Here is a 19,025-nt window from a genome sequence, read left to right as displayed (position 1 = left end):
TGAGAGCGCCCGGCGTCCGGTCTTACATGCCCGGCATGATCACGCTGTCGATGACGTGAACGACGCCGTTGGAGGCGTCCACGTCGGCGGCGATCACGGATGCGCCGTCGACCATGACGGAGCCGTCGTCGCCGACCACGACATTCACGGTGTCGCCCTGCAGGGTGGTCAGGTCGTAGGAGCCCGGGGCAACGTCTTCAGCGAAATATTCACCCTGGACCACGTGATAGGTCAGGATGGACGTCAGCTGGTCCCGGTTTTCCGGTTGCAGCAGGGCGTTCAGCGTTTCATCACCGACTGCGGCGAAGGCGTCATTGGTCGGTGCGAACACGGTGAACGGGCCTTCGGCGGACAGCGCGTCGACCAGTTCGGCGGTTTGCAGCGCCGTGACCAGGGTGGAGAAGTTCTCATCGCCCGTCGCAATGCTGACGATGGACGGTTGGCTGGCGTGGTGGTCCTTGGTCACTTTGGGCGTGGATGCAGCGTCGGTGTTGATCGCAAAGGCCGGCGCGGCGAGCGCGGTGCCAAGGGCGGCGGCGGTCAGAAGTGTACGCATGTCGTCGGTCTCCCATTTGGGTGTGAGCGGATCAGCCGGGTTCATCCCGGCGACCATTCCAACGTGACTGGAACACCCAAGGGTACGGTCTCGTTGCAAAACCGGATCAGCTTTGTGTCTGGTTTCGGGACACTCCGCCATGCGCCCGGCTGAATTCCAGATGCGAATGATTGATGTAAAAAGCTGATTTAGAAGCGCTTCTCGGCAGGTGTATGAGGCGCTAGCTCTCAGACCCGTCTCGCGGCGCCGTGAAATAATGGCTCAAGCCGGAATCGAGATTGGCCAGCCAGTTGACGCCGGGATGGTCATGAAGCTCGGGCTCGGCTTCGATGGTTTCCGCCGTGATGACCTTCAGGGGCCAGCCCGGAAACAGGGCCGCTTCGCCATAGGCGATGTCCAGGATGGCGAATTCCTCATTGCGCCGGTCATCCCAGATGCATTCGAGGATCGAGCGGATGACTTTCGGAGCGCCTTCCAGGGCGTGCAGGCATCGCTTGTCGTTCATCAGGAATGCTGATGTGACGCCCATACGCGCATTATGGTCCAGGCCGTCACGGATCAGTGACTCGATTTCCGCAGCGCCGAGGTCGGCGCGCAATACGCTTCGGTACGCGACTCGGAACACCCAAGTCTCCTGATGGAATCCTCTAAACTTGGCAGGAGGTTATGGAAAACAGCCGGTTAAAAAAGACGTATTCGCTACAGTGAACGCATTTATTGTAGTGCTCTGCAGTTATACGCGTATTCGGATCGCGCTTTATTTGGGCTGTTGGCCGGCTCCGCCGCCGCCGGGGGTCAGGATTTCAATCACTTCTCCGGCCTCTACATCAATACGGAACAGGGCATCCAGTGGTTGTTGTTCGCCATTGGCGCGCCATACCGATTGAGCGCCGGTCAGGCCCGGTTCGCCGCCGTTCAGACCCGCTGGTTGCTCCTGACGCCGGCCTGACAGAAGGGCGGCCTGCATGGGTTCGAGAAACGCGATGCGTCGTACCGACCCGTCGCCGCCGTGATAGGCGCCCTTGCCGCCAGAGCCCTGGCGCACGGCGTGGGTGACGACCCGGACCGGATAGCGCGCTTCCAGCACTTCAGGGTCGGTGAGCCGTGAATTGGTCATGTGGGTGTGCACGGCGCTGGCCCCGTCATAGCCGGAGCCATCCGCGTAATAGCCGGCGCCAGCCCCGCCGCAGATCGTCTCGTAATACTGGCGGGTTTCATCACCGAAGGTGAAATTGTTCATCGTGCCCTGGGCGCAGGCCATGCGACCGGTCGCCATGAACAGGGCGTCCACCACAAGCTGGCTGGTCTCCACATTGCCGGCCACAACGGCGGCAGGGGGCACAGGATTGAGCAGGCTGCCCTCGGGCACGATCAGCGTGATGGGTTTGAGGCACCCTTCATTGAGCGGAATGGCGTCATCCACAAGGCAGCGCAGCACATACAGAACCGCCGCGCGGGTCACGGCGCTGGGGGCGTTGAAATTGCTGGGCCGCTGTTCGGACGTGCCGGTGAAATCGATGACGGCTGTGCGGTCTGTCTGGTCGACGCTGATCTTGACCTTGATGACCGCGCCGTCCTCGAGCCGCATTTCCGCTTCGCCATCCCGGAGCGCCTCGATCACGCGGCGCACCGCGCGTTCGGCATTGTCCTGAACATGGCCCATATAGGCGCGGACCACCGCCGTACCCTCGGCCTTGTTGAGCTTGGACAGTTCTGACGCGCCTTTCGAGCAGGCGGCGAGCTGGGCCTTGAGATCGGCGATGTTCTGATCGGGATTGCGGGCCGGATGCGCGCCGGAGGCGAGCACCTTGCGCACGACATCTTCTTCGAAATGACCCTGGCTGAGGATCTTCACGCTGTCGAAGATCACGCCTTCCTCATCAATGGTCTTGGAGAAGGGCGGCATGGAGCCCGGCGCGATGCCGCCGATGTCGGCATGGTGCCCGCGCGAGGCCACGTAGAACATGCGTTCGCCGCTCTCATCGCAGACAGGCTGGATGACCGTGACGTCGGGCAAGTGGGTGCCGCCATTATAGGGCGCGTTCACCGCGATCGCGTCACCGGGGCCGAGATCGGGATAGGCGTCCACCGCCGCGCGCACGCTGGCGGACATGGAGCCCAGATGCACCGGCATGTGTGGGGCGTTCGCCACCAGCCCGCCTTCGGCGTCGAACACGGCGCAGGAGAAGTCGAGCCGCTCCTTGATGTTCACCGAATGCGCCGTGCGTTCGAGCACCACGCCCATCTGCTCGGCGATGGACATGAAGCGGCGGTTGAAGAGCTCCAGCCGGATCGGATCGAGACTCGTATCGCCGGCCTGCATGGGCGCGGCGGCTTCATGGGTCAGCACCAGCATGCCGTCGGCCAGCCGGTCCGCCCGCCAGCCCGGATCGAGCACGATGGTCTGGTTGGCATCCATGATCAGAGCCGGGCCCTTGATGCGGGCTTCGGCGCCCAGATCGGCCAAGTCGTAAACGGGCACGCTCTGGTCCTCGCCCTGGGCGTGCATGATCGCTTCGGCCCGCGGTGATGCCTCGCCGTCTTGCGGTTCAAGGTCCGCTTCATGGCGCGGCGCGCCCGCTGGCGCGCCTTCGGCGTCCGCAGCGGCAGAGTCGAGCATCAGCACGGCGTTTTCGGGCGTGAAGCCGAAAAGCTGGCTGTGCGCGGCGTCAAAGTCGCGGCGCATCTGGTCTTCATCCGCCCAGCTGACAGGCAGGGCGGTGTCTGATCCGTGGACCCGGATGCTCACTTGCCGGGAGACCGTGATGTCACGGGCGTGCTGGGATTTGAGCGATTGCAGGGCATCCGCTTCGAGCTGGTCCAGAACACGCGCGGCGGTGGACAGGCCCGCCTCGTCAAAGGTGATCTCAAGTCCGGCCTGACGCGTATCGCGCAGCGGGGCGAGGCCGATACCATAGGCGGACAACAGGCCGGCCTTGGGGTGGATCAGCGCCGTGCGCATGCCCAGGGCTTCGGCCACCTTGCAGGCATGCTGGCCGCCGGCGCCGCCAAAGGCGTTCAGGGCATAGCCGCGCGGATCGACGCCCTGGGCGGTCGAGATCTGCTTGATGGCGTCGGCCATGGCTTCGATGGCGACCGAGAGGAAGCCCGCTGCGGCGGCTTCGGGGCTGTCGAGCCCCATCTTGTCCGCCAGCTTGCCCAGTGCCGCGCGCGCCGCGTCCACATCCAGCGGCCCGTCATGATTGGGGCCGAACACTTTGGGGAACCAGTCCGGCTGGATGCGGCCCAGCACCACATTGGCGTCGGTGACCGCCGGCGGGCCGCCGCGGCCGTAACAGGCCGGTCCCGGATCCGCGCCGGCGCTGCGCGGGCCGACCCGGGCGCGCTCGCCATCAAAATCCAGCACCGAACCGCCGCCCGCCGCTACGGTGTGTACGCTGAGCATGGGCGCGCGTAGGACCCGGCCGTCCAGGCTGGCCATATCGGTGCGCGAATAGCTTTCCCCGTCAAAGCGGGACACGTCCGTCGAGGTGCCGCCCATGTCAAAACCGATGACCTTGTCATGGCCGGCGGATTTGGCGGTCAGAGCCATGCCCACCACGCCGCCTGCAGGCCCGGAAAGCACCGCATTGCGCGCCTTGAAGTGCTGGGCGCTCGAGAGGCCGCCTCCCGATTGCATGAAGTAGAGCGGCGCGCCTTCAAGCCCCCGGTCGACCCGGCCCACATAATCGCGCAACACCGGTTCGAGATAGGCGTCGATGACGGCGGTGGAGGCGCGCGGCGCCAGCTTGATCAGCGGGCTCGCCTCGCTGGAGCAGGTGATGTGCTCGAACCCGGCTTCACGCGCCAGCTGGGCGGCGGCCTGTTCGTGAGCGTCGTTGGCATGGGCGTTCATGAAGGCGATGGCGACGCTTTCAAAGCCGTTCGCGCGCGCATCTTCAAGCGCGGTTGTTACGGCCTCGCTCTCAAAGGCTTCGACTTCCTCGCCATGGGCGTCCATGCGCCCGGCCACTTCCACGGTCTGCGCTGGCAGAGGCGAGGGGCGCTTGATTTCCAGCGCGAAGATATCCGGCCGGGTCTGATCGCCAATGCTCAGAATGTCGCCAAAGCCTGTGGTGACCAGGAACAGCGTTTTCGCGCCATCAAGCTCCAGAAGGGCGTTGGTGGCCACGGTCGTGCCCATCTTCACCGCGGCGAGCGCGCCTTGCGGCAGCGGGGCGCCCGTTTCGACGCCCAGGAGGCGGCGCACGCCCTCGGTGGCGGCGTCCTCATAGGCATCGGAATTGGACAGGAGTTTGAGGGCTTTGAGTGCGCCATCCGGCGCGCGCCCAATGATATCGGTGAACGTGCCGCCGCGATCTATCCAGATTTCCCACTCGGCTTGGGCGGCGTCAGATCGGGTCACGCGGAACTCCTTGGCGGCGAATGTGCAGGCCTGCCGCTATGAACAGCATATCTTGCCCGGACAGAGCAAGAACACCACCGCATGTGCTGGGGGGCTTTGGTGCGTGAAAGCATGGCGCGATGCGGGCTTTTTGGGTAGTATTTCGCGGATGCAGCGTCGTCTTGATTTCCCGCGCCGCTTCGGCGGCGACTCGCCATTGGAGGCGGGGGTATGAGCTTTTGGCGCAGACTGGCTGATTTCATTACCGGACATCATGATCCGTTCGAATGCCGGGGCGAGGACTGCCCGCCGGGCCGGGCGGTGGATGACGCCGAATTCGCCATGGCGCTGATCGGGCTCGGCGCAAAGATGGCGAAAGCCGACGGCATGGTGACGCGCACCGAAGAGCGCGCCTTCCTGCAGGTCTTCCGCGCGCCGCCCGGATTCGAGGATTCCATTCGGCGCGCCTTTGATCTCGCCAAGCAGACGACCCTGGGCTTTGACGGCTATGCGCGGCGGCTCGGGCGACGCTTCAAGGACCATCCCGCCGTGCTTGAGGATGTGCTGGACGGCTTGTTCCACATTGCCAAGGCGGATGGCCGCGTTACCCAGGATGAGGATGATTTCCTGTCAAAGGTCGCCGAATTGTTCGGCTTCACCGAACGGGAGTTCGACCGGATCCGCATTGGCCATCTGGGCGCGCCTGAAGACGACCCTTACGTTATCCTCGGCATTGACCGGGATGCGGACGATCAGGCGGTCAAGAAAGCCTATCGTCGCGTCGCTTCTCAGAACCACCCCGACCGGCTGATCGCGCGGGGCGCCCCGGCGGAAATGCAGCGCATTGCGGTCGAGAAGATGGCGGTGATCAACGCTGCCTACGCCGCCATCACGCGACAGCGCAATTCCGCCGGTCTGGGCGCGCCCGCTGAATGACAAATCCTTCACGCTTGAGGATCGATCATTGACCTGAAGCGTTCTCTTCCCAGATGATCATAAGAGGCTGGGGCAGATGACTTACCGTGGAGAGCTAGTAATGACGCACCAACAGACCTTTGACGGGGGCAATTTGATGAACGCCCTGCGCGCGCTTCTGGCCGGTGTGGCGGCTGTCGCGGTGATCGGTCTGGTCCTGGTGCTGGCGGCTTTCCTGACCATGGCGGCCTTTGTCGTCGCCGGGCTCGCCGCCGTGGGCGCAGCCGGCTATTGGGCCTGGCGCAAGCTGACCAAAGGCGCTCACAAGCGCAATACGGACGAGACCGTGCTGGTCGCGCGTCGCGGTCCGCACGGCTGGACCGTGGATGGGGAAGACCAGCCGCGCGGCGCCTGATCGGTCACATTCTGACAATCATCGTGAGCGACACAGTGCTTGCAGGCTGACGCCGGCTCGCTTAGAGCCGGTTCATGTCTTTACGCCACTTCGCTCTTCTCTTCGGTATCTGTCTGGTCTGGGGCTTCAATTTCGTCGTTGCGAAATGGTCTCTGTCCGGCACGCCGATGCTGGTTGAAGGCTTTGAGGGCAGCCCGCCCTTCTTCTTCGCCTTCCTGCGTTTCTTCCTTCTGTATGCCGTGCTGGGTCCCTGGCTGCGTCCGGTCCCCAAGCGCATGGGCGCGGTGATCGGCGCGGCGCTGACCATGGGCGCGATCCAGTTCGCGCTTTTGTTCGTGGGATTGCGTTACGCGTCGCCCTCCGCCATCGCCATCGTGGTGCAATTGGCGGTGCCGTTCACGACAGTCCTGTCCATCATCTTCCTTCAGGAAAAAGTGCGCTGGGTGCGCGGCTCGGGCATGGCGATCGCGTTTGTGGGCGCGGCGCTTGTGGTGTTCAAGCCTGCCGAATTCTCCTTCACCGCCGGTCTTCTGGCCGGTGTAGGGGCCGCGTTCGCAGCGGCGGCAGGCTCGATCCTTGTGAAGAAAGCGGACATGCCCGCCATGTCGCTTCAGGCCTGGATCGGATTGATTTCCTGGCCGCCCCTGCTGGCGATGACCTTGCTGTTCGAGCGCGACCAGATCGCCGCGTCGCTGGAGGGCGGCTGGCTGTTCGTGGCGTCGCTGGCCTTTACCGTCCTGCTCGTGAACATTTTCGGCCATGGCTCCTTCTATTACCTGCTGCGCCGGTATGACGCCTCGCTGATCGCGCCCATGACGTTGATGGGCCCGCTCATCGGGGTCATCCTTGGCGTGGTGATGCTGGACGATCCCGTGACCTGGCAGCTTATCGTCGGTGGTCTCTTGGCGCTGGCGGGGGTGGGCGTGGTCGCCGCGCGCCGCGCCAAGACGGTCGAGCCGACAACGCCCATGGGGCGGCCGCGATAGGAGCGCGTCATGGATGTAATCAAGCACGCCTCGCCCAATTTCAATGAGCGTCGCCTGCCGCTGTCCATGCTGGTGCTTCATTATACCGGCATGGAGACGGCCGAAGCCGCGATTGCGCGCTTGAGCGACTCCGATGCCGGCGTCAGCGCCCATTATGTGGTCGAGGAAGATGGCCGGATCATCCAGATGGTCGCCGAGGACAGACGCGCCTGGCATGCGGGCAGGGGTGTCTGGCGCGGCTGTGCGGATGTGAACTCGGCCTCGATCGGCATCGAGATCGTCAATGGCGGGCATGATTTCGGCCTGCCCGATTTTCCGCCTGACCAGATCGCGGCGGTGCTGGCGTTGAGCCAGGACATTCTTGCGCGCCATCCCATCGCGGCCTGTGATGTGATCGGCCATTCCGATCTGGCGCCCGATCGCAAGCAGGATCCGGGAGAGAAATTTCCCTGGAAGCATTTTGCCCAGAACGGGGTGGGGCTGTGGCCGGAGCCGGTCCAGCCCACTTTCGCAGCTTCAAAGCCGGGCGATGTGGGGCCTGATGTTCTGAGCCTGCGTCATGCCCTCTCAGAGATCGGCTATGGCGTAGAGGCGGACGGCGCGTATGACGACGCTCTGAAAGCCGTCGTCCTGGCGTTTCAGCGCCGTTTCCGTCCGGAGACGCTGAGCGGGGTGGCGGATGCAGAAACCTGTGCGCTGATCGAGGGGATGCGCGTAAAGGTGACATCTGTCACCTCCCGGGCGTGACGCTTGCAACCTGATCGGTCGGCGCGCGCGGGGCAGTATGGGGATAACTAAGCAAAGGAGCTTTCCCCATGTTGTTGCCCCTGATCGCCGCTCTGGGATCCGTCTCTGTCACCGTCACCACGCCGAATCCGGAAGGCGACATGTATGTGTCGATCTGCTCGCAGGAGACGTTCCTGAGCGGCGGATGTGAGCATGGCCAGTATCGCGCCGCCAGCGCCCATGATGTCTTCGTGTTCGAGGATGTGACGCCGGGCGAATGGGCGGTCCAGGTCTGGCGCGACCCTGAAGGCGACGGTGAGATGCGCACCATGGCGTTCGGCATTCCGGCGGAGCCGGTGACCATCTCCAATGATCCGCCCATGAATTTCGGTCCGCCCCGGTTCAGGGACGCCGCTGTCACGGTGGACGAGAACGGTCTCGAGATCGAACTGTCGATCCGCTGATTGCACGCCTCGCAGTCGCAGAAGACTGGCCGTCGCGCTTGACCGCGGCGGCCTTTTTCGTGATGGGATGGCGCATCAGAGGGCCGGGCGGCCGCTGCTGCGAGAGGGGAAACCCTGCAGGAGAGGAAAGTCCGGGCTCCATGGAGGCAAGGCGCCGGGGAAATCCCGGCGGGCCGGATTTCCGGTTCAGGGACAGCGCCGCAGAAATCAAACCGCCGCATTTCGGTGCGGCAAGGGTGAAACGGTGGGGTAAGAGCCCACCGCCCCGACCGCAAGGAAGGGGGCACGGCAAGCCCCGCCTGGAGCAAGACCGAATAGGGACCCGCGCTGCATTTCGGTGCAGCAGACGCGCCTCCGCGTCGAGGTCCGGGTAGGTTGCTGGAGGCGTCGTGCAAGCGGCGTCCTAGAGGAATGGTCGCCCCCGGTCATCACATGGGATGACATGGGACAGAACCCGGCTTACAGGCCCTCTGATCCTTTATTTCAGGTGTTTATGGTGCGCAAAAGGTTAACGGAACCCCTGATCTGTTCTCAATCTGTTCTTGCTCTTGTGTCCCGCTATACGCGGGATTTTCTGTTTTCATGCGGGAAAACGACCGCTGCAACAGGTTAGAGCCATTGTAACCCATGCTTTCCCATGTTATCCCATAGTTAACCCGCCATGATGGGGTGCGGGTGAGTATGGGGCTAAGCCGGTCATGTTCGTCTCCACGACGACAAACGGAATTGATGCGAAGGGGCGGGTGTCTGTACCCGCCGACTTCCGCGCAACCGTGTCCGGTCAGGGCTTTCCCGGCATCTATGTCTGGCGCTCGTTCAACGGCGCCTTCCTGGAAGGCGGCGGCCAGCGTCTGCTTGAGGATTATTCCGACGCCATCGAGGACATGGATCCGTATGATCCGGCCCGCACCGCGTTCGAGCGTGTGATCTTCGGCGGCGCCAAGGCGCTGAGCTTTGACTCCACCGGCCGCGTCTCCCTGCCCAAGGAATTTCTCGATCATGCCGGCCTGGACAAGCAGGCGGTCTTCATCGGCATGGGCAAAAGGTTCGAGATCTGGGATCCGACCGCCCATGCCGAGCAGCAGGCGGATGATCTGAGCTTTGCACGCGACAACAAGTCTGCGCTGCGCGGGCCGTCCCGGCGTCGGGGAGGCGAGGCATGAGTGATCAGCCGCATATCCCCGTCATGCTCGATGAAGTCCTGACCGGCCTGCAATGCCGTGATGGCGGTCTGTATGTGGACGGCACCTTTGGCGCAGGCGGATATACCCGCGGCATTCTGGGCGCAGCCGACTGCCGGGTGCTCGGGATTGATCGCGATCCGAGCGCGCGTGAAACCGCAGAGCTGATGAAGCCCGCCTATGAGGGGCGTTTCGCATTCGGGTTCGGCCCCTTCTCGATGATGGAAGACATCATTGAAGCGGCTGGCAGCTCGGGCGTGGACGGCGTGGTGCTCGACCTTGGCGTCAGCTCCATGCAGCTCGATCAGGCCGAGCGCGGCTTCTCCTTCCAGAAGGATGGTCCGCTGGACATGCGCATGTCCCAGTCCGGCCCGACGGCGGCGGATGCGGTGAACCATCTCGAAGCCAATGAGCTGGCGGCGATCTTCAAGGTCTATGGCGAGGAGCGCCATGCGCGCCGGGCGGCGAACGCTATCGTGCGCGCCCGCGAGGTCGAGCCGATCACCCGCACGCTGGTTCTGGCCGACATCATCGGCAAGGCGGTCGGCGGCAAGCCGGGTCGCATCCACCCTGCGACGCGCGCCTTTCAGGGGTTGCGCATCTACGTCAATGACGAGCTGGGCGAGCTGGTGCGTGGGCTGCAGGCGGCCGAACGCGTGCTGCGACCAGCCGGGCGTCTGGTGGTCGTCACCTTCCACTCGCTGGAAGACCGTATCGTGAAGACGTTTCTGCGCGAACGCGCCGGCCTCACCGGCGGCGGTTCGCGCCATCAACCGGAAATCCAGCCGGAACGCGAACCCAGCTTCTCGCTGGTCAGCAAGAAGGCCCAGTCCGCCACCGAAGCCGAAGCCGCGGAAAACCCGCGCTCGCGCTCGGCCAAGCTGCGCGCCGCCATTCGGAACGAGCATGCGGCCTGGCCGCGTGAGGATGAAGGGTTTGCAGGCGTGCCGTCCTATCGCCGTCTTGAGGAGTGTGTTCAATGATCCGCATCGTTGAAATCGTCGGCGTCCTGGTCGCCGCCGTTCTGCTCGCCGCGCTTTACGTGGCCAAGTCCGGCACGGCCAATGACCAGGAAAAGCTCGCCCAGCTCCAGGCCGAGCTGGCGCGCGAACGCGGCCGGATCAGCGCGCTCGATGCGGAAATCTCTCATCAGGAAGAGCCCGAGAACCTGCGCCGTCTGGCGCGCGCCTATCTGGGATTTGAGCCGGTGCGCCCCGAGCAGGAGCTGGCCTTTTCCGAGCTGCCGCGCCTGAGCGCAGAGGATGCGCCGGACGGTTTGCGTGATCCGCAGGATGCGATGCCGACCGCACGCGTTTCTTACGCCCAGCCTGGACGTCAGTGATGAAGGTCCTCCGTCGGTTCTCGCGGCGGGTGCGGGTCAGTGATGGCCGTCGCGCAACGCCGCCTGCGCCGGTGGAGACGGCCCCTGCGCGCGCCATGCAGCGCGTGCGGATCGAGAACGGCGCCAACAAGGCCGGGCGCCGCCGTTCCCGCCTGAGCGTGATCGGCCTCGTGCTGAGCGTGGGCTTTGTCATCTCTGCCGGTCGCGCCGTGCAGATCGCCGCCTTTGGCGCGCTCGCCAATGAAGAAGCGGAAGCCGTCGTGGCCGAGGCCGCGCCCGTGCGCCGCGCCTCCATTCTGGACCGGGATGGCGAAATCCTCGCCGCCACGCTCGACTTTCACTCAGTTTACGCTGATCCGCTTTATGTCTGGGACGCCGAAGAGGTGGCGCAGCAGCTCGCCACCGTGCTCACCGATCTCGATGTGGAGCGACTGACCCGGCGGCTGTCGTCCAATTCGCGCTATGTGCCGATTGCGGACGGGCTGAGCCCGCGCGTGCGCCAGGCGATTCATCTTCTGGGCCTGCCGGGCATTTTCTTCGAGGTCGAGCCGGGACGCATCTATCCCAAACAGCGCGTGGCCGCCCATCTGGTGGGCTATGTGGACGGCCAGATGCAGGGCGTCGCCGGCGCCGAGCGCGCCTTTGAGGCCGAATTGTCTGAGGGCGGTCGCCCAGTCAGCCTGTCCATCGACCTGACCGCGCAATATCGGGTGGAAAGCGTGTTGCGTGAGCGCATGGCCGCCCATCAGGCGGCGGGGGCGTCCGCGGTCCTGATGCGCGTCGGCACGGGCGAGATCGTCGCCATGGCGTCCTTGCCCGATTACGACCCCAATCGTTTTGCCGAAGCGACCGCGCCGGGCTCTGATGTGGACCCCTTGTTCAACCAGCCTGTCCAGGGCGTGTACGAGCTGGGCTCGGTCTTCAAGCCGCTGGCGCTCGCCGCGGGGCTGGAGGCGGGAAGCGTTCACATGGATGACGTTTATGACGCCTCCACTCCGGTGCGCATTGGCGGGCACACCATCAATGATTATCGTGGTGAGAACCGCCCGCTGACGGCGCGTGAAATGGTGCTCTATTCCTCCAATATCGCAGCGTCTCGCATGGCGGATGTGGTTGGGGCCGAGGATCTGACGGACTTCTATTCCGATTTGCGCCTGTTCGAGGCGCCGCCGATCGAGCTGATGGAGGCGGCCGGGCCGAACCTGCCGCGCCGCTGGGGGCGTATCCAGACCATGACCGCGTCCTATGGGCACGGCTTCCAGGTCAGCCCGCTGGCGCTGGCGGCGGCGTATTCCGCGCTCGCCAATGGCGGGGTGTACACCCCGCCGACCTTGCGACCAGTCGCGCCGGGCGAAACCGTTGCGGGCGTGCCCGTGATGAGTCCGAACGTGGCGGCGCAGGTTCTGGGCGTGATGCGCGAATACGTGGCCCGCTCGCAAACCGGCTCGGCGGATGTCGACGGGCTGGCCGTGGCGGGCAAGACTGGCACGGCGGAGCGCGTGGTCGGCGGCCAGTACATGGAGCGCAACACCTTCAACACCTTTGTCGCCATATTTCCGTTCGATGATCCGCAATATGTGCTGACTGTGTCCATGGATCGGCCTCAGCCAACCCCGGAAACCCACGGGTTCTCCACGGCGGGCTGGACGGCGATGCCGGCAGCGGGCGAGATCATTCGCTCACTGGCCGGTGTGCTGGACATTGACCGCCATGACGCCGACCCTGAAGCGCAAGTCTCAGTGGTCGCTGAACTGTTTGCTCCCCGTCCGCGACTTGTGGCTCCGTCTGAAGAGCCGGTCGCGCTGGAATATGACGCCGCATCCGAGGACACCCCATGATCCGCACGCTTTCCGACCTTCTGCCCGAGACGCTGAGTGCGCCCAAGGGGGCTGAAGACCTGGAAGTGACCGGGCTGGCGCTCGACAGCCGGAAGGTAAAGCCGGGCGATCTGTTCGCGGCCCTGCCGGGCGTGAAGGTGAACGGGACCCAGTTCATCGACATGGCGGTCGAGAAAGGCGCCGTCTGCGTCCTGGCGCCCAAGGGTGCGCACGCATCGGTGCCGGTGGTCGAGGCCGAGGACCCGGCCGAAGCGCTGTCGGCGATTGCCTCAAATTTCTACCCGCGTCAGCCCGCGACCATTGCGGCCATCACCGGCACCAATGGCAAAAGCTCCACCGTGGAATTCCTGCGCCAGATCTGGGCGTCAACGGGGATCGAGGCGGCGGCGCTGGGCACGCTGGGCGTGACGCTGTCTTCGGGGCGCACCGATGTGGGCTATACGACGCCGGACGCCATCGCCCTGCATCAAAGTCTCGATACGCTGACCGAGGACGGGGTGACGCATCTGGCGATGGAGGCCTCTTCTCACGGGCTCAAGCAGCGTCGCATGGACGGGGTGCGCCTGTCCTTGGTGGGCTTTACCAACCTCACCCAGGACCATCTCGACTATCACCCTGACTTTGAGGACTATTTCGCGTCCAAGATGCGGTTGTTCTCGGCGCTGGCCCCGATGGGTGCGCCCGCCGTCATCAACATGGATTCCGACTGGTCCCAGCGCGTCGCCCAGGCGGCGCAATCGGCCGGGCTGTCGCCAGTCGAGATCGGTTGGCGCGGCCGGGACCTGACCGTGCATGAAATCACCCCCCATCCGGCCAGCCAGATGGTGCGCTTCAGCTGGAAGGGTGAGGAGCGGGAGGTCGACCTGCCGCTGATCGGCGAATTTCAGGCCGCGAACGCTCTGGGGGCGGCGGCCATGGCCATCGCCAGCGGGGTGTCTCCGGACGCGGCGTTCGAGGCGATGGCTCGGCTCAAGGGCGTGGCGGGACGTTTGCAGACGGTGGGCACAACGAAAGACGGCGCTCCGGTTCTGCTTGACTATGCGCACACGCCGGACGGGCTCGACAAATTGCTGCGCGCAGCGCGCCCACACACTCAGGGCCGGATCATTCTGGTGTTTGGCGCGGGCGGGGACCGGGACGCCACCAAGCGCGCGCCCATGGGGGAAATCGCGGCGCGATTGTCCGATGTCGCCATCGTCACTGATGACAATCCGCGTACCGAAGACCCGGCGAGCATTCGCCAGACGATCATGGCGGCCTGCCCGCAGGCGCGCGAGATCGGTGATCGTGAAGCCGCCATCCTGGCCGGCATCGAGATGCTGGAAGCCGGCGATGTTCTGCTGATCGCTGGCAAGGGCCATGAAACCGGGCAGATACTGGCGGATCGCGTCATTCCCTTTGACGAGACGGCCATCGTCACCCGTATCCTCAAGGAGCTGGGGGGCGAGGCATGAGCGAGCCGCTCTGGACCGCTAAAGACGCTGCCGAGGCATCCCAGGGGCGCCTGACCGAAGGCGGCTGGGCGGCGACCGGTGTCTCCATTGATACGCGCACGCTGGAGCCGGGCGATCTGTTCGTGGCGCTGACGGATCGACGTGACGGGCATGACTTCGCCGAGGCGGCGCTGGAAAAAGGCGCTGCGGCGGTGCTGGTGTCCAGAGCCGATGCATGCACCGGCCCCCGCCTTGTGGTGGATGACGTGCTTGAAGGGCTGATGGCTCTGGGCGAAGGCGCACGTCGCCGCTCGGACGCGGTCCGGGTGGGCGTGACGGGCTCGGTCGGCAAGACCAGTGTAAAAGAGGCGCTGGCCGTCGTGTTCCGCAAGGCCGGGCCCGCGCATTGGAGCGAGAAGAGCTATAACAATCACTGGGGCGTGCCCCTGACGCTGGCGCGCATGCCGCAATCGACCCGTCATGCCGTGTTCGAAATGGGCATGAATCACAAGGGCGAGATTTCCGAACTGACCCGCATGGTGCGTCCGCATGTGGCGATGATCACCAAGATTGCGCCCGCCCATCTTGAGAATCTGGGCTCCATGGAAGCCATCGCCGACGCCAAGGCCGAAATCTTTGAAGGGCTTGAGGCGGACGGCGTCGCCGTGATCCCGGCGGATGACGAGTTCGCGCCGCGCCTGATGCAGGCTGTTCAGAGCTCGGGCGCCGGATTCATGCTCGATTTCGGTCTTACTCCGGGCGCCGCGGTGCGCATCCTGTCCTATGACGAAGGACCGGATGGAGGCGTGGGTCGCATGGATGTGATGGGCAAGCCGATGGATTTCCGCCTGCGCCTGCCCGGCGCACACCAGGCGGTGAATGCGGCGGGCGTCGTGGCTGCAGCGCTCGGGGCGGGCGTTGATCCGGACCTGGCGCTGGATGCCCTGTCCGAACTCAAGCCCACGGCGGGACGTGGTGTGGCCTTTTACGCCCAGCTGTCCAACAAGCGCGTCATCGAGGTGGTCGATGAGAGCTATAACGCCAATCCGGCCTCGATGCGGGCGGCCTTCGGCGCGCTCAAGCTGCGCAAACCCTCAGGCGAGGGGCGAAAGATCGCCGTCATCGGCGAGATGCTGGAATTGGGTCCGGACAGTCATGCCCTGCATGCCGCCCTGGCAGAACCGCTGGTCGAGGCGGGCGTGGAGCATGTCATTGGCGTGGGCGACGGCGCCCGGGCGCTGATGGATGCGCTGCCGTCGGACCGACGCGCCGCCTGGTGCGAGCGTGCGGACGCTGCAGTTGAAACCCTCGGCGAACTGGCGCGGGATGGCGATGTGGTCCTTGTTAAGGGATCAAACGCTTCTGGTGTTCATAAACTAGTGTCATCGCTGCGCGACAAAGCCAAACCTGCCTCCGCCTAAAGGGCCGACTCGATCATGCTTTATCTTCTGCTGTCTCCGTTCGCAGACCAGTTCCAGGCCCTTAACCTGATCAATTATCTGACGTTTCGGACTGGGGCGGCGATGATGACCGCCTTCATCCTGGCGCTCGCCATCGGCAATCCTTTCATCGGCTGGCTGCGCACCAAGGGCTCTCAACCGATTCGCACCGATGGTCCGGAAAGCCATATCGTGGCCAAGGCGGGCACGCCTACCATGGGCGGCTTCATCATCCTCGCCGGCATTCTGGCGGGGACGCTGATCTGGGGCGATATCTCCAACCCGTATCTATGGGTGGTGATCTTCGTCACCGCCGGGTTCGGCGGCATCGGCTTTATTGATGACTGGCGCAAGGTCACCCAGAAATCCACCGAAGGCCTGTCGGGCAAGGGCAAGCTGATCTTGCAATTCGCCATCGCGGCCGTGGCGGTCGTGGCGATGGTCTATCTGCTCGATACCGCGCCGGACACGCCGGACAATTTCGCGACCTCTGTGGCGATGCCCTTCTTCAAGGATCTCATGATCCCGCTCAGCTATGCCTTCTACCTGTTCGGCATGGTGGTGATCGTGGGCGCGTCCAATGCGGTGAACCTGACCGATGGCCTTGATGGCCTGGCGATCGTGCCGGTGATGATCGCGGCGGCGAGCTTCGGTTTCATCGCCTATTTCGTCGGCTCCTCGGTTTATTCCGAATACCTGTTCCTGAATTTCACGCCCGGCACCGGCGAACTGGCCGTGATCTGCGGGGCGATGATCGGGGCCGGTTTGGGCTTCCTGTGGTACAATGCGCCGCCCGCCATGGTTTTCATGGGCGATACCGGCTCGCTGTCGCTGGGCGGTGCGATCGGAACCATCGCCGTGGCGGTCAAGCACGAGATCGTGCTCGTGATCATTGGCGGCCTGTTCGTGCTCGAAGCGGTGTCGGTCATGGTCCAGGTGGCGAGCTTCAAGCTCACGGGCAAGCGCGTCTTCCGCATGGCGCCGATCCACCACCATTTCGAGAAACTGGGCTGGGCGGAATCCACCATTGTGGTGCGGTTCTGGATCATCGCCTTTGTGCTGGCCCTGATCGGCCTGTCGACCCTGAAACTGCGCTAGGCGCGTCGGGCCGGGCTGAGCCGGCGAGGCGCTGTCGAACTAGGAAGAGCCCATGAGCACCCGTCGCAAGGCCGGATTGTGGAGCGGACTGGACCGCCCGATCCTGGTCATCGTGATCTTTCTGATGACGATCGGGATTGTTCTGGCCTTCGCCGCCAGCCCGGCGGCGGTTGAACGCTCATCCTGGGTCGATGACCCGTTCTATTACCTGTATCGCCAGCTCTTCTTTGTCGGGGCGGGACTCGCCATCCTGGCCTTCACCTCGGCCTTGTCGGTGACGGGCGTCAGGCGCTTTGCCGGCCTGGCGCTGCTGGCGTCGCTGATCGCGCTGGTGCTGGTTCTGGTGATGGGCGCGGATGTGAAGGGCGCAACGCGCTGGATCCGCTTGGGTTCTTTCTCGCTTCAGCCGTCCGAATTTCTCAAGCCTGCTTTCGTGGTCATCGCCGCCTGGCTGTTCTCCGAAGAGGATCGCGGCGCGCCCGTGCCCGGGCGACTGGTGGCGTTCGGTTTTTACGGGGTGTCGGTCGTCCTGTTGATGCTGCAGCCCGATTTTGGCCAGACCGTACTGATCTCGCTGGTCTTCGGCGCACTGTTGTGGGCAGGCGGTTTGTCCTGGCTTCACACGACGGTTCTGGGCGCGCTGGCGCTGGTGGGCGGCGGCGGCGCCTATATCGCCTTGCCGCATGTGCGCGATCGCATTCTCGATTTTCTAGGCCCGGGCGGCGGACGCACCCAGACCGAAACCGCGCTGGACGCCATGTCGCGCGGCGGCGTCTGGGGCGCCGGGCCGGGCGAGGGGCAGGTGAAACACCTCTTGCCAGAAGCGCATACCGATTTCGTGTTTTCCGTGGCGGCGGAAGAGTATGGCCTGATCGCCTCGCTGGCGATCATCGGGCTCTATGCGCTGCTGTTTGCGCGCGCCTGGATGCTGGGGCTGCGTCTGACCGATCCCTTCGCCCAGCTGGCCACGTCGGGTCTGGCGCTGCTCTTTGCACTGCAGGCGCTTGTGAATATCGGGGTGAATCTCGATATCGCCCCGCCCACCGGCATGACCTTGCCCTTCATCTCTTACGGGGGATCGTCCATGCTGGCCCTGTGTTTCTCAGCGGGCCTGCTGCTGGCGCTGACCCGCCGCCGCCCCGGCGCCTATGCGCCTCATGCCCGTCAGGGAGAATTGTCCGCGTGACCCCCAAACGTTTGCTCATCGCCGCTGGTGGTACGGGCGGCCACATGTTTCCGGCGCGCGCCGCCGCTGATGCGCTGATGGCGCGCGGCTGGTCGGTGAAGCTTGTCACTGATGCGCGCGGGGCGCGCCACGCCACGGATTTCCCCGGCGAGCCGGTCAGCGAGATCGAGGCGTCGAGCCCTTTCGCCAAGAACCCGGTGAAAATGGCCCAGTCCATGGTCAAGCTCGGCCGCGGCGTGTTCCAGGCGCGCAAGATCATGGCGGACTTCAAACCCCATGTGGTGGCCGGGTTTGGCGGCTACCCCGCCTTTCCGGTGCTGACCGCCGCCTGGATGGCGTCGGTCCCGCGCGTCATTCATGAACAGAACGCCGTGCTGGGGCGGGTGAACCGCTTGTTCGCCGGCTCTGTGGTCAGCGTGGCGTCGGGCTTTACGCGATTGGACAAGATGCCCGATCAGGCCGTTCACGCGGTCACCGGCAATCCTGTCCGCGCCCATGTCCTGGCGGCCCGAGAGGTGGAGTACGCTCCGCCTGAACCTGATGGCGAGATCCGGCTGCTGGTGCTGGGCGGATCGCTGGGGGCGCGGATCCTGTCAGAGACCGTTCCGCGCGCGATCGCGCAGCTGCCCGAAGCCTTGCGCTGGCGGCTGAAAGTGGTCCAGCAGACGCGCGAGGAGAGCCTTGATAGCGCGCGTCAGATCTACACCGATGCGGGGGTGAAGGCCGAGCTGAGCCCGTTCTTCCGCGATATGGGGCGGCTGTATGCCGAAACCCATCTGGTGATTTCCCGCTCAGGCGCGTCGTCCGTGTCCGAAATCGCCGCCATTGGCCGTCCCGCCCTGTTCGTGCCGCTGGCCATCGCAATGGATGATCACCAGACGGCGAACGCCCAGGGCCTCGTCCGGGCGGGCGCGGCGGAGATGATCGCCGAGGCGGACTTCACCGTTGATCACCTGCGGGCGCGCCTTGAAACGCTGCTGTCGGACGGCGAAGCTCTGGACGCGCGTGCGCGCCTGGCCCGCAAGGAGGGCCGTCCGGACGCCCATGAGCGTCTTGCTGACCTGATTGTACAAGCTGCGGAGCCGAAACTCTGATGCCGCC

Annotated in this window: 17 protein-coding genes and 1 other RNA gene; 15 read left to right on the top strand and 3 right to left on the bottom strand. The window is 64.7% G+C overall.

The window, feature by feature from the left end; all coding sequences use genetic code 11:
- Positions 1-22 precede the first annotated feature (22 nt).
- From RBA95_RS14040 to RBA95_RS14030, 3 genes are all read right to left on the bottom strand, one after another.
- Positions 23-556, bottom strand: coding sequence for a fasciclin domain-containing protein (locus tag RBA95_RS14040; RefSeq protein ID WP_306017503.1), 534 nt, complete (start codon positions 554-556; stop codon positions 23-25).
- Positions 557-776: 220 nt separating this feature from the next.
- Positions 777-1,181, bottom strand: coding sequence for a BLUF domain-containing protein (locus tag RBA95_RS14035; RefSeq protein WP_306017502.1), 405 nt, complete (start codon positions 1,179-1,181; stop codon positions 777-779).
- A 132-nt stretch (positions 1,182-1,313) separates the two neighbouring features.
- Positions 1,314-4,922, bottom strand: coding sequence for a hydantoinase B/oxoprolinase family protein (locus RBA95_RS14030; RefSeq protein ID WP_306017501.1), 3,609 nt, complete (start codon positions 4,920-4,922; stop codon positions 1,314-1,316).
- 210 nt (positions 4,923-5,132) lie between these two features.
- Between RBA95_RS14030 and RBA95_RS14025 the strand changes: the two genes are divergently transcribed.
- From RBA95_RS14025 to murG, 15 genes are all read left to right on the top strand, one after another.
- Positions 5,133-5,837: a molecular chaperone DjiA gene (locus tag RBA95_RS14025; RefSeq protein WP_306017500.1), complete on the top strand. Its 705-nt coding sequence runs from the start codon at positions 5,133-5,135 to the stop codon at positions 5,835-5,837.
- Between the two features lie 100 nt (positions 5,838-5,937).
- Complete coding sequence (locus RBA95_RS14020; RefSeq protein ID WP_306017499.1) at positions 5,938-6,231, top strand: hypothetical protein; 294 nt, start codon at positions 5,938-5,940, stop codon at positions 6,229-6,231.
- Between the two features lie 74 nt (positions 6,232-6,305).
- Entirely contained in the window at positions 6,306-7,217 is a 912-nt protein-coding gene (locus RBA95_RS14015; RefSeq protein ID WP_306017498.1) for a DMT family transporter, read from the top strand.
- A 9-nt stretch (positions 7,218-7,226) separates the two neighbouring features.
- Entirely contained in the window at positions 7,227-7,964 is a 738-nt protein-coding gene (locus RBA95_RS14010; RefSeq protein ID WP_306017497.1) for an N-acetylmuramoyl-L-alanine amidase, read from the top strand.
- 68 nt (positions 7,965-8,032) lie between these two features.
- Complete coding sequence (locus RBA95_RS14005; RefSeq protein ID WP_306017496.1) at positions 8,033-8,407, top strand: DUF2141 domain-containing protein; 375 nt, start codon at positions 8,033-8,035, stop codon at positions 8,405-8,407.
- A 75-nt stretch (positions 8,408-8,482) separates the two neighbouring features.
- Positions 8,483-8,885, top strand: an RNA gene (rnpB, locus tag RBA95_RS14000) — RNase P RNA component class A.
- A gap of 265 nt (positions 8,886-9,150) precedes the next feature.
- Complete coding sequence (locus RBA95_RS13995) at positions 9,151-9,570, top strand: division/cell wall cluster transcriptional repressor MraZ (protein ID WP_371933617.1); 420 nt, start codon at positions 9,151-9,153, stop codon at positions 9,568-9,570.
- Positions 9,567-10,571: a 16S rRNA (cytosine(1402)-N(4))-methyltransferase RsmH gene (rsmH, locus tag RBA95_RS13990; RefSeq protein WP_306017494.1), complete on the top strand. Its 1,005-nt coding sequence runs from the start codon at positions 9,567-9,569 to the stop codon at positions 10,569-10,571. Before RBA95_RS13995 ends, rsmH begins: the two co-directional genes overlap by 4 nt.
- Positions 10,568-10,930: a hypothetical protein gene (locus tag RBA95_RS13985; protein ID WP_306017493.1), complete on the top strand. Its 363-nt coding sequence runs from the start codon at positions 10,568-10,570 to the stop codon at positions 10,928-10,930. The genes rsmH and RBA95_RS13985 overlap by 4 nt, the downstream gene beginning before the upstream one ends.
- Positions 10,930-12,768, top strand: a complete 1,839-nt coding sequence (locus tag RBA95_RS13980; RefSeq protein WP_306017492.1) for a penicillin-binding protein 2 — start codon at positions 10,930-10,932, stop codon at positions 12,766-12,768. Before RBA95_RS13985 ends, RBA95_RS13980 begins: the two co-directional genes overlap by 1 nt.
- Positions 12,765-14,222 (top strand): UDP-N-acetylmuramoyl-L-alanyl-D-glutamate--2,6-diaminopimelate ligase, encoded by a 1,458-nt coding sequence (locus tag RBA95_RS13975; protein ID WP_306017491.1) that lies wholly within the window; start codon positions 12,765-12,767, stop codon positions 14,220-14,222. Before RBA95_RS13980 ends, RBA95_RS13975 begins: the two co-directional genes overlap by 4 nt.
- A complete protein-coding gene (gene murF, locus RBA95_RS13970; protein WP_306017490.1) occupies positions 14,219-15,622 on the top strand; it encodes a UDP-N-acetylmuramoyl-tripeptide--D-alanyl-D-alanine ligase in 1,404 nt (467 codons plus the stop codon). Before RBA95_RS13975 ends, murF begins: the two co-directional genes overlap by 4 nt.
- Positions 15,623-15,637: 15 nt before the next feature.
- Positions 15,638-16,738, top strand: a complete 1,101-nt coding sequence (gene mraY / locus RBA95_RS13965; protein WP_306017489.1) for a phospho-N-acetylmuramoyl-pentapeptide-transferase — start codon at positions 15,638-15,640, stop codon at positions 16,736-16,738.
- 52 nt (positions 16,739-16,790) lie between these two features.
- Complete coding sequence (locus tag RBA95_RS13960; protein ID WP_306017488.1) at positions 16,791-17,924, top strand: FtsW/RodA/SpoVE family cell cycle protein; 1,134 nt, start codon at positions 16,791-16,793, stop codon at positions 17,922-17,924.
- Positions 17,921-19,018, top strand: coding sequence for an undecaprenyldiphospho-muramoylpentapeptide beta-N-acetylglucosaminyltransferase (gene murG, locus RBA95_RS13955; RefSeq protein WP_306017487.1), 1,098 nt, complete (start codon positions 17,921-17,923; stop codon positions 19,016-19,018). Before RBA95_RS13960 ends, murG begins: the two co-directional genes overlap by 4 nt.
- Positions 19,019-19,025: the final 7 nt, after the last annotated feature.

The organism is Oceanicaulis sp. MMSF_3324 (assembly GCF_030733545.1).
Classification (GTDB): domain Bacteria; phylum Pseudomonadota; class Alphaproteobacteria; order Caulobacterales; family Maricaulaceae; genus Oceanicaulis.
This window is presented reverse-complemented; position numbering and strand designations above follow the sequence as displayed.

Coding starts and splice junctions, on each gene's coding strand:
- RBA95_RS14010 (WP_306017497.1), top strand. CDS start 7,227: ATGGATGTAATCAAGCACGCCTCGCCCAATTTCAATGAGCGTCGCCTG.
- RBA95_RS14005 (WP_306017496.1), top strand. CDS start 8,033: ATGTTGTTGCCCCTGATCGCCGCTCTGGGATCCGTCTCTGTCACCGTC.
- rsmH (WP_306017494.1), top strand. CDS start 9,567: ATGAGTGATCAGCCGCATATCCCCGTCATGCTCGATGAAGTCCTGACC.
- RBA95_RS13985 (WP_306017493.1), top strand. CDS start 10,568: ATGATCCGCATCGTTGAAATCGTCGGCGTCCTGGTCGCCGCCGTTCTG.
- RBA95_RS14015 (WP_306017498.1), top strand. CDS start 6,306: ATGTCTTTACGCCACTTCGCTCTTCTCTTCGGTATCTGTCTGGTCTGG.
- RBA95_RS14040 (WP_306017503.1), bottom strand. CDS start 556: ATGCGTACACTTCTGACCGCCGCCGCCCTTGGCACCGCGCTCGCCGCG.
- mraY (WP_306017489.1), top strand. CDS start 15,638: ATGCTTTATCTTCTGCTGTCTCCGTTCGCAGACCAGTTCCAGGCCCTT.
- murF (WP_306017490.1), top strand. CDS start 14,219: ATGAGCGAGCCGCTCTGGACCGCTAAAGACGCTGCCGAGGCATCCCAG.
- RBA95_RS14025 (WP_306017500.1), top strand. CDS start 5,133: ATGAGCTTTTGGCGCAGACTGGCTGATTTCATTACCGGACATCATGAT.
- RBA95_RS13975 (WP_306017491.1), top strand. CDS start 12,765: ATGATCCGCACGCTTTCCGACCTTCTGCCCGAGACGCTGAGTGCGCCC.
- RBA95_RS13980 (WP_306017492.1), top strand. CDS start 10,930: ATGAAGGTCCTCCGTCGGTTCTCGCGGCGGGTGCGGGTCAGTGATGGC.
- RBA95_RS14020 (WP_306017499.1), top strand. CDS start 5,938: ATGACGCACCAACAGACCTTTGACGGGGGCAATTTGATGAACGCCCTG.
- RBA95_RS13960 (WP_306017488.1), top strand. CDS start 16,791: ATGAGCACCCGTCGCAAGGCCGGATTGTGGAGCGGACTGGACCGCCCG.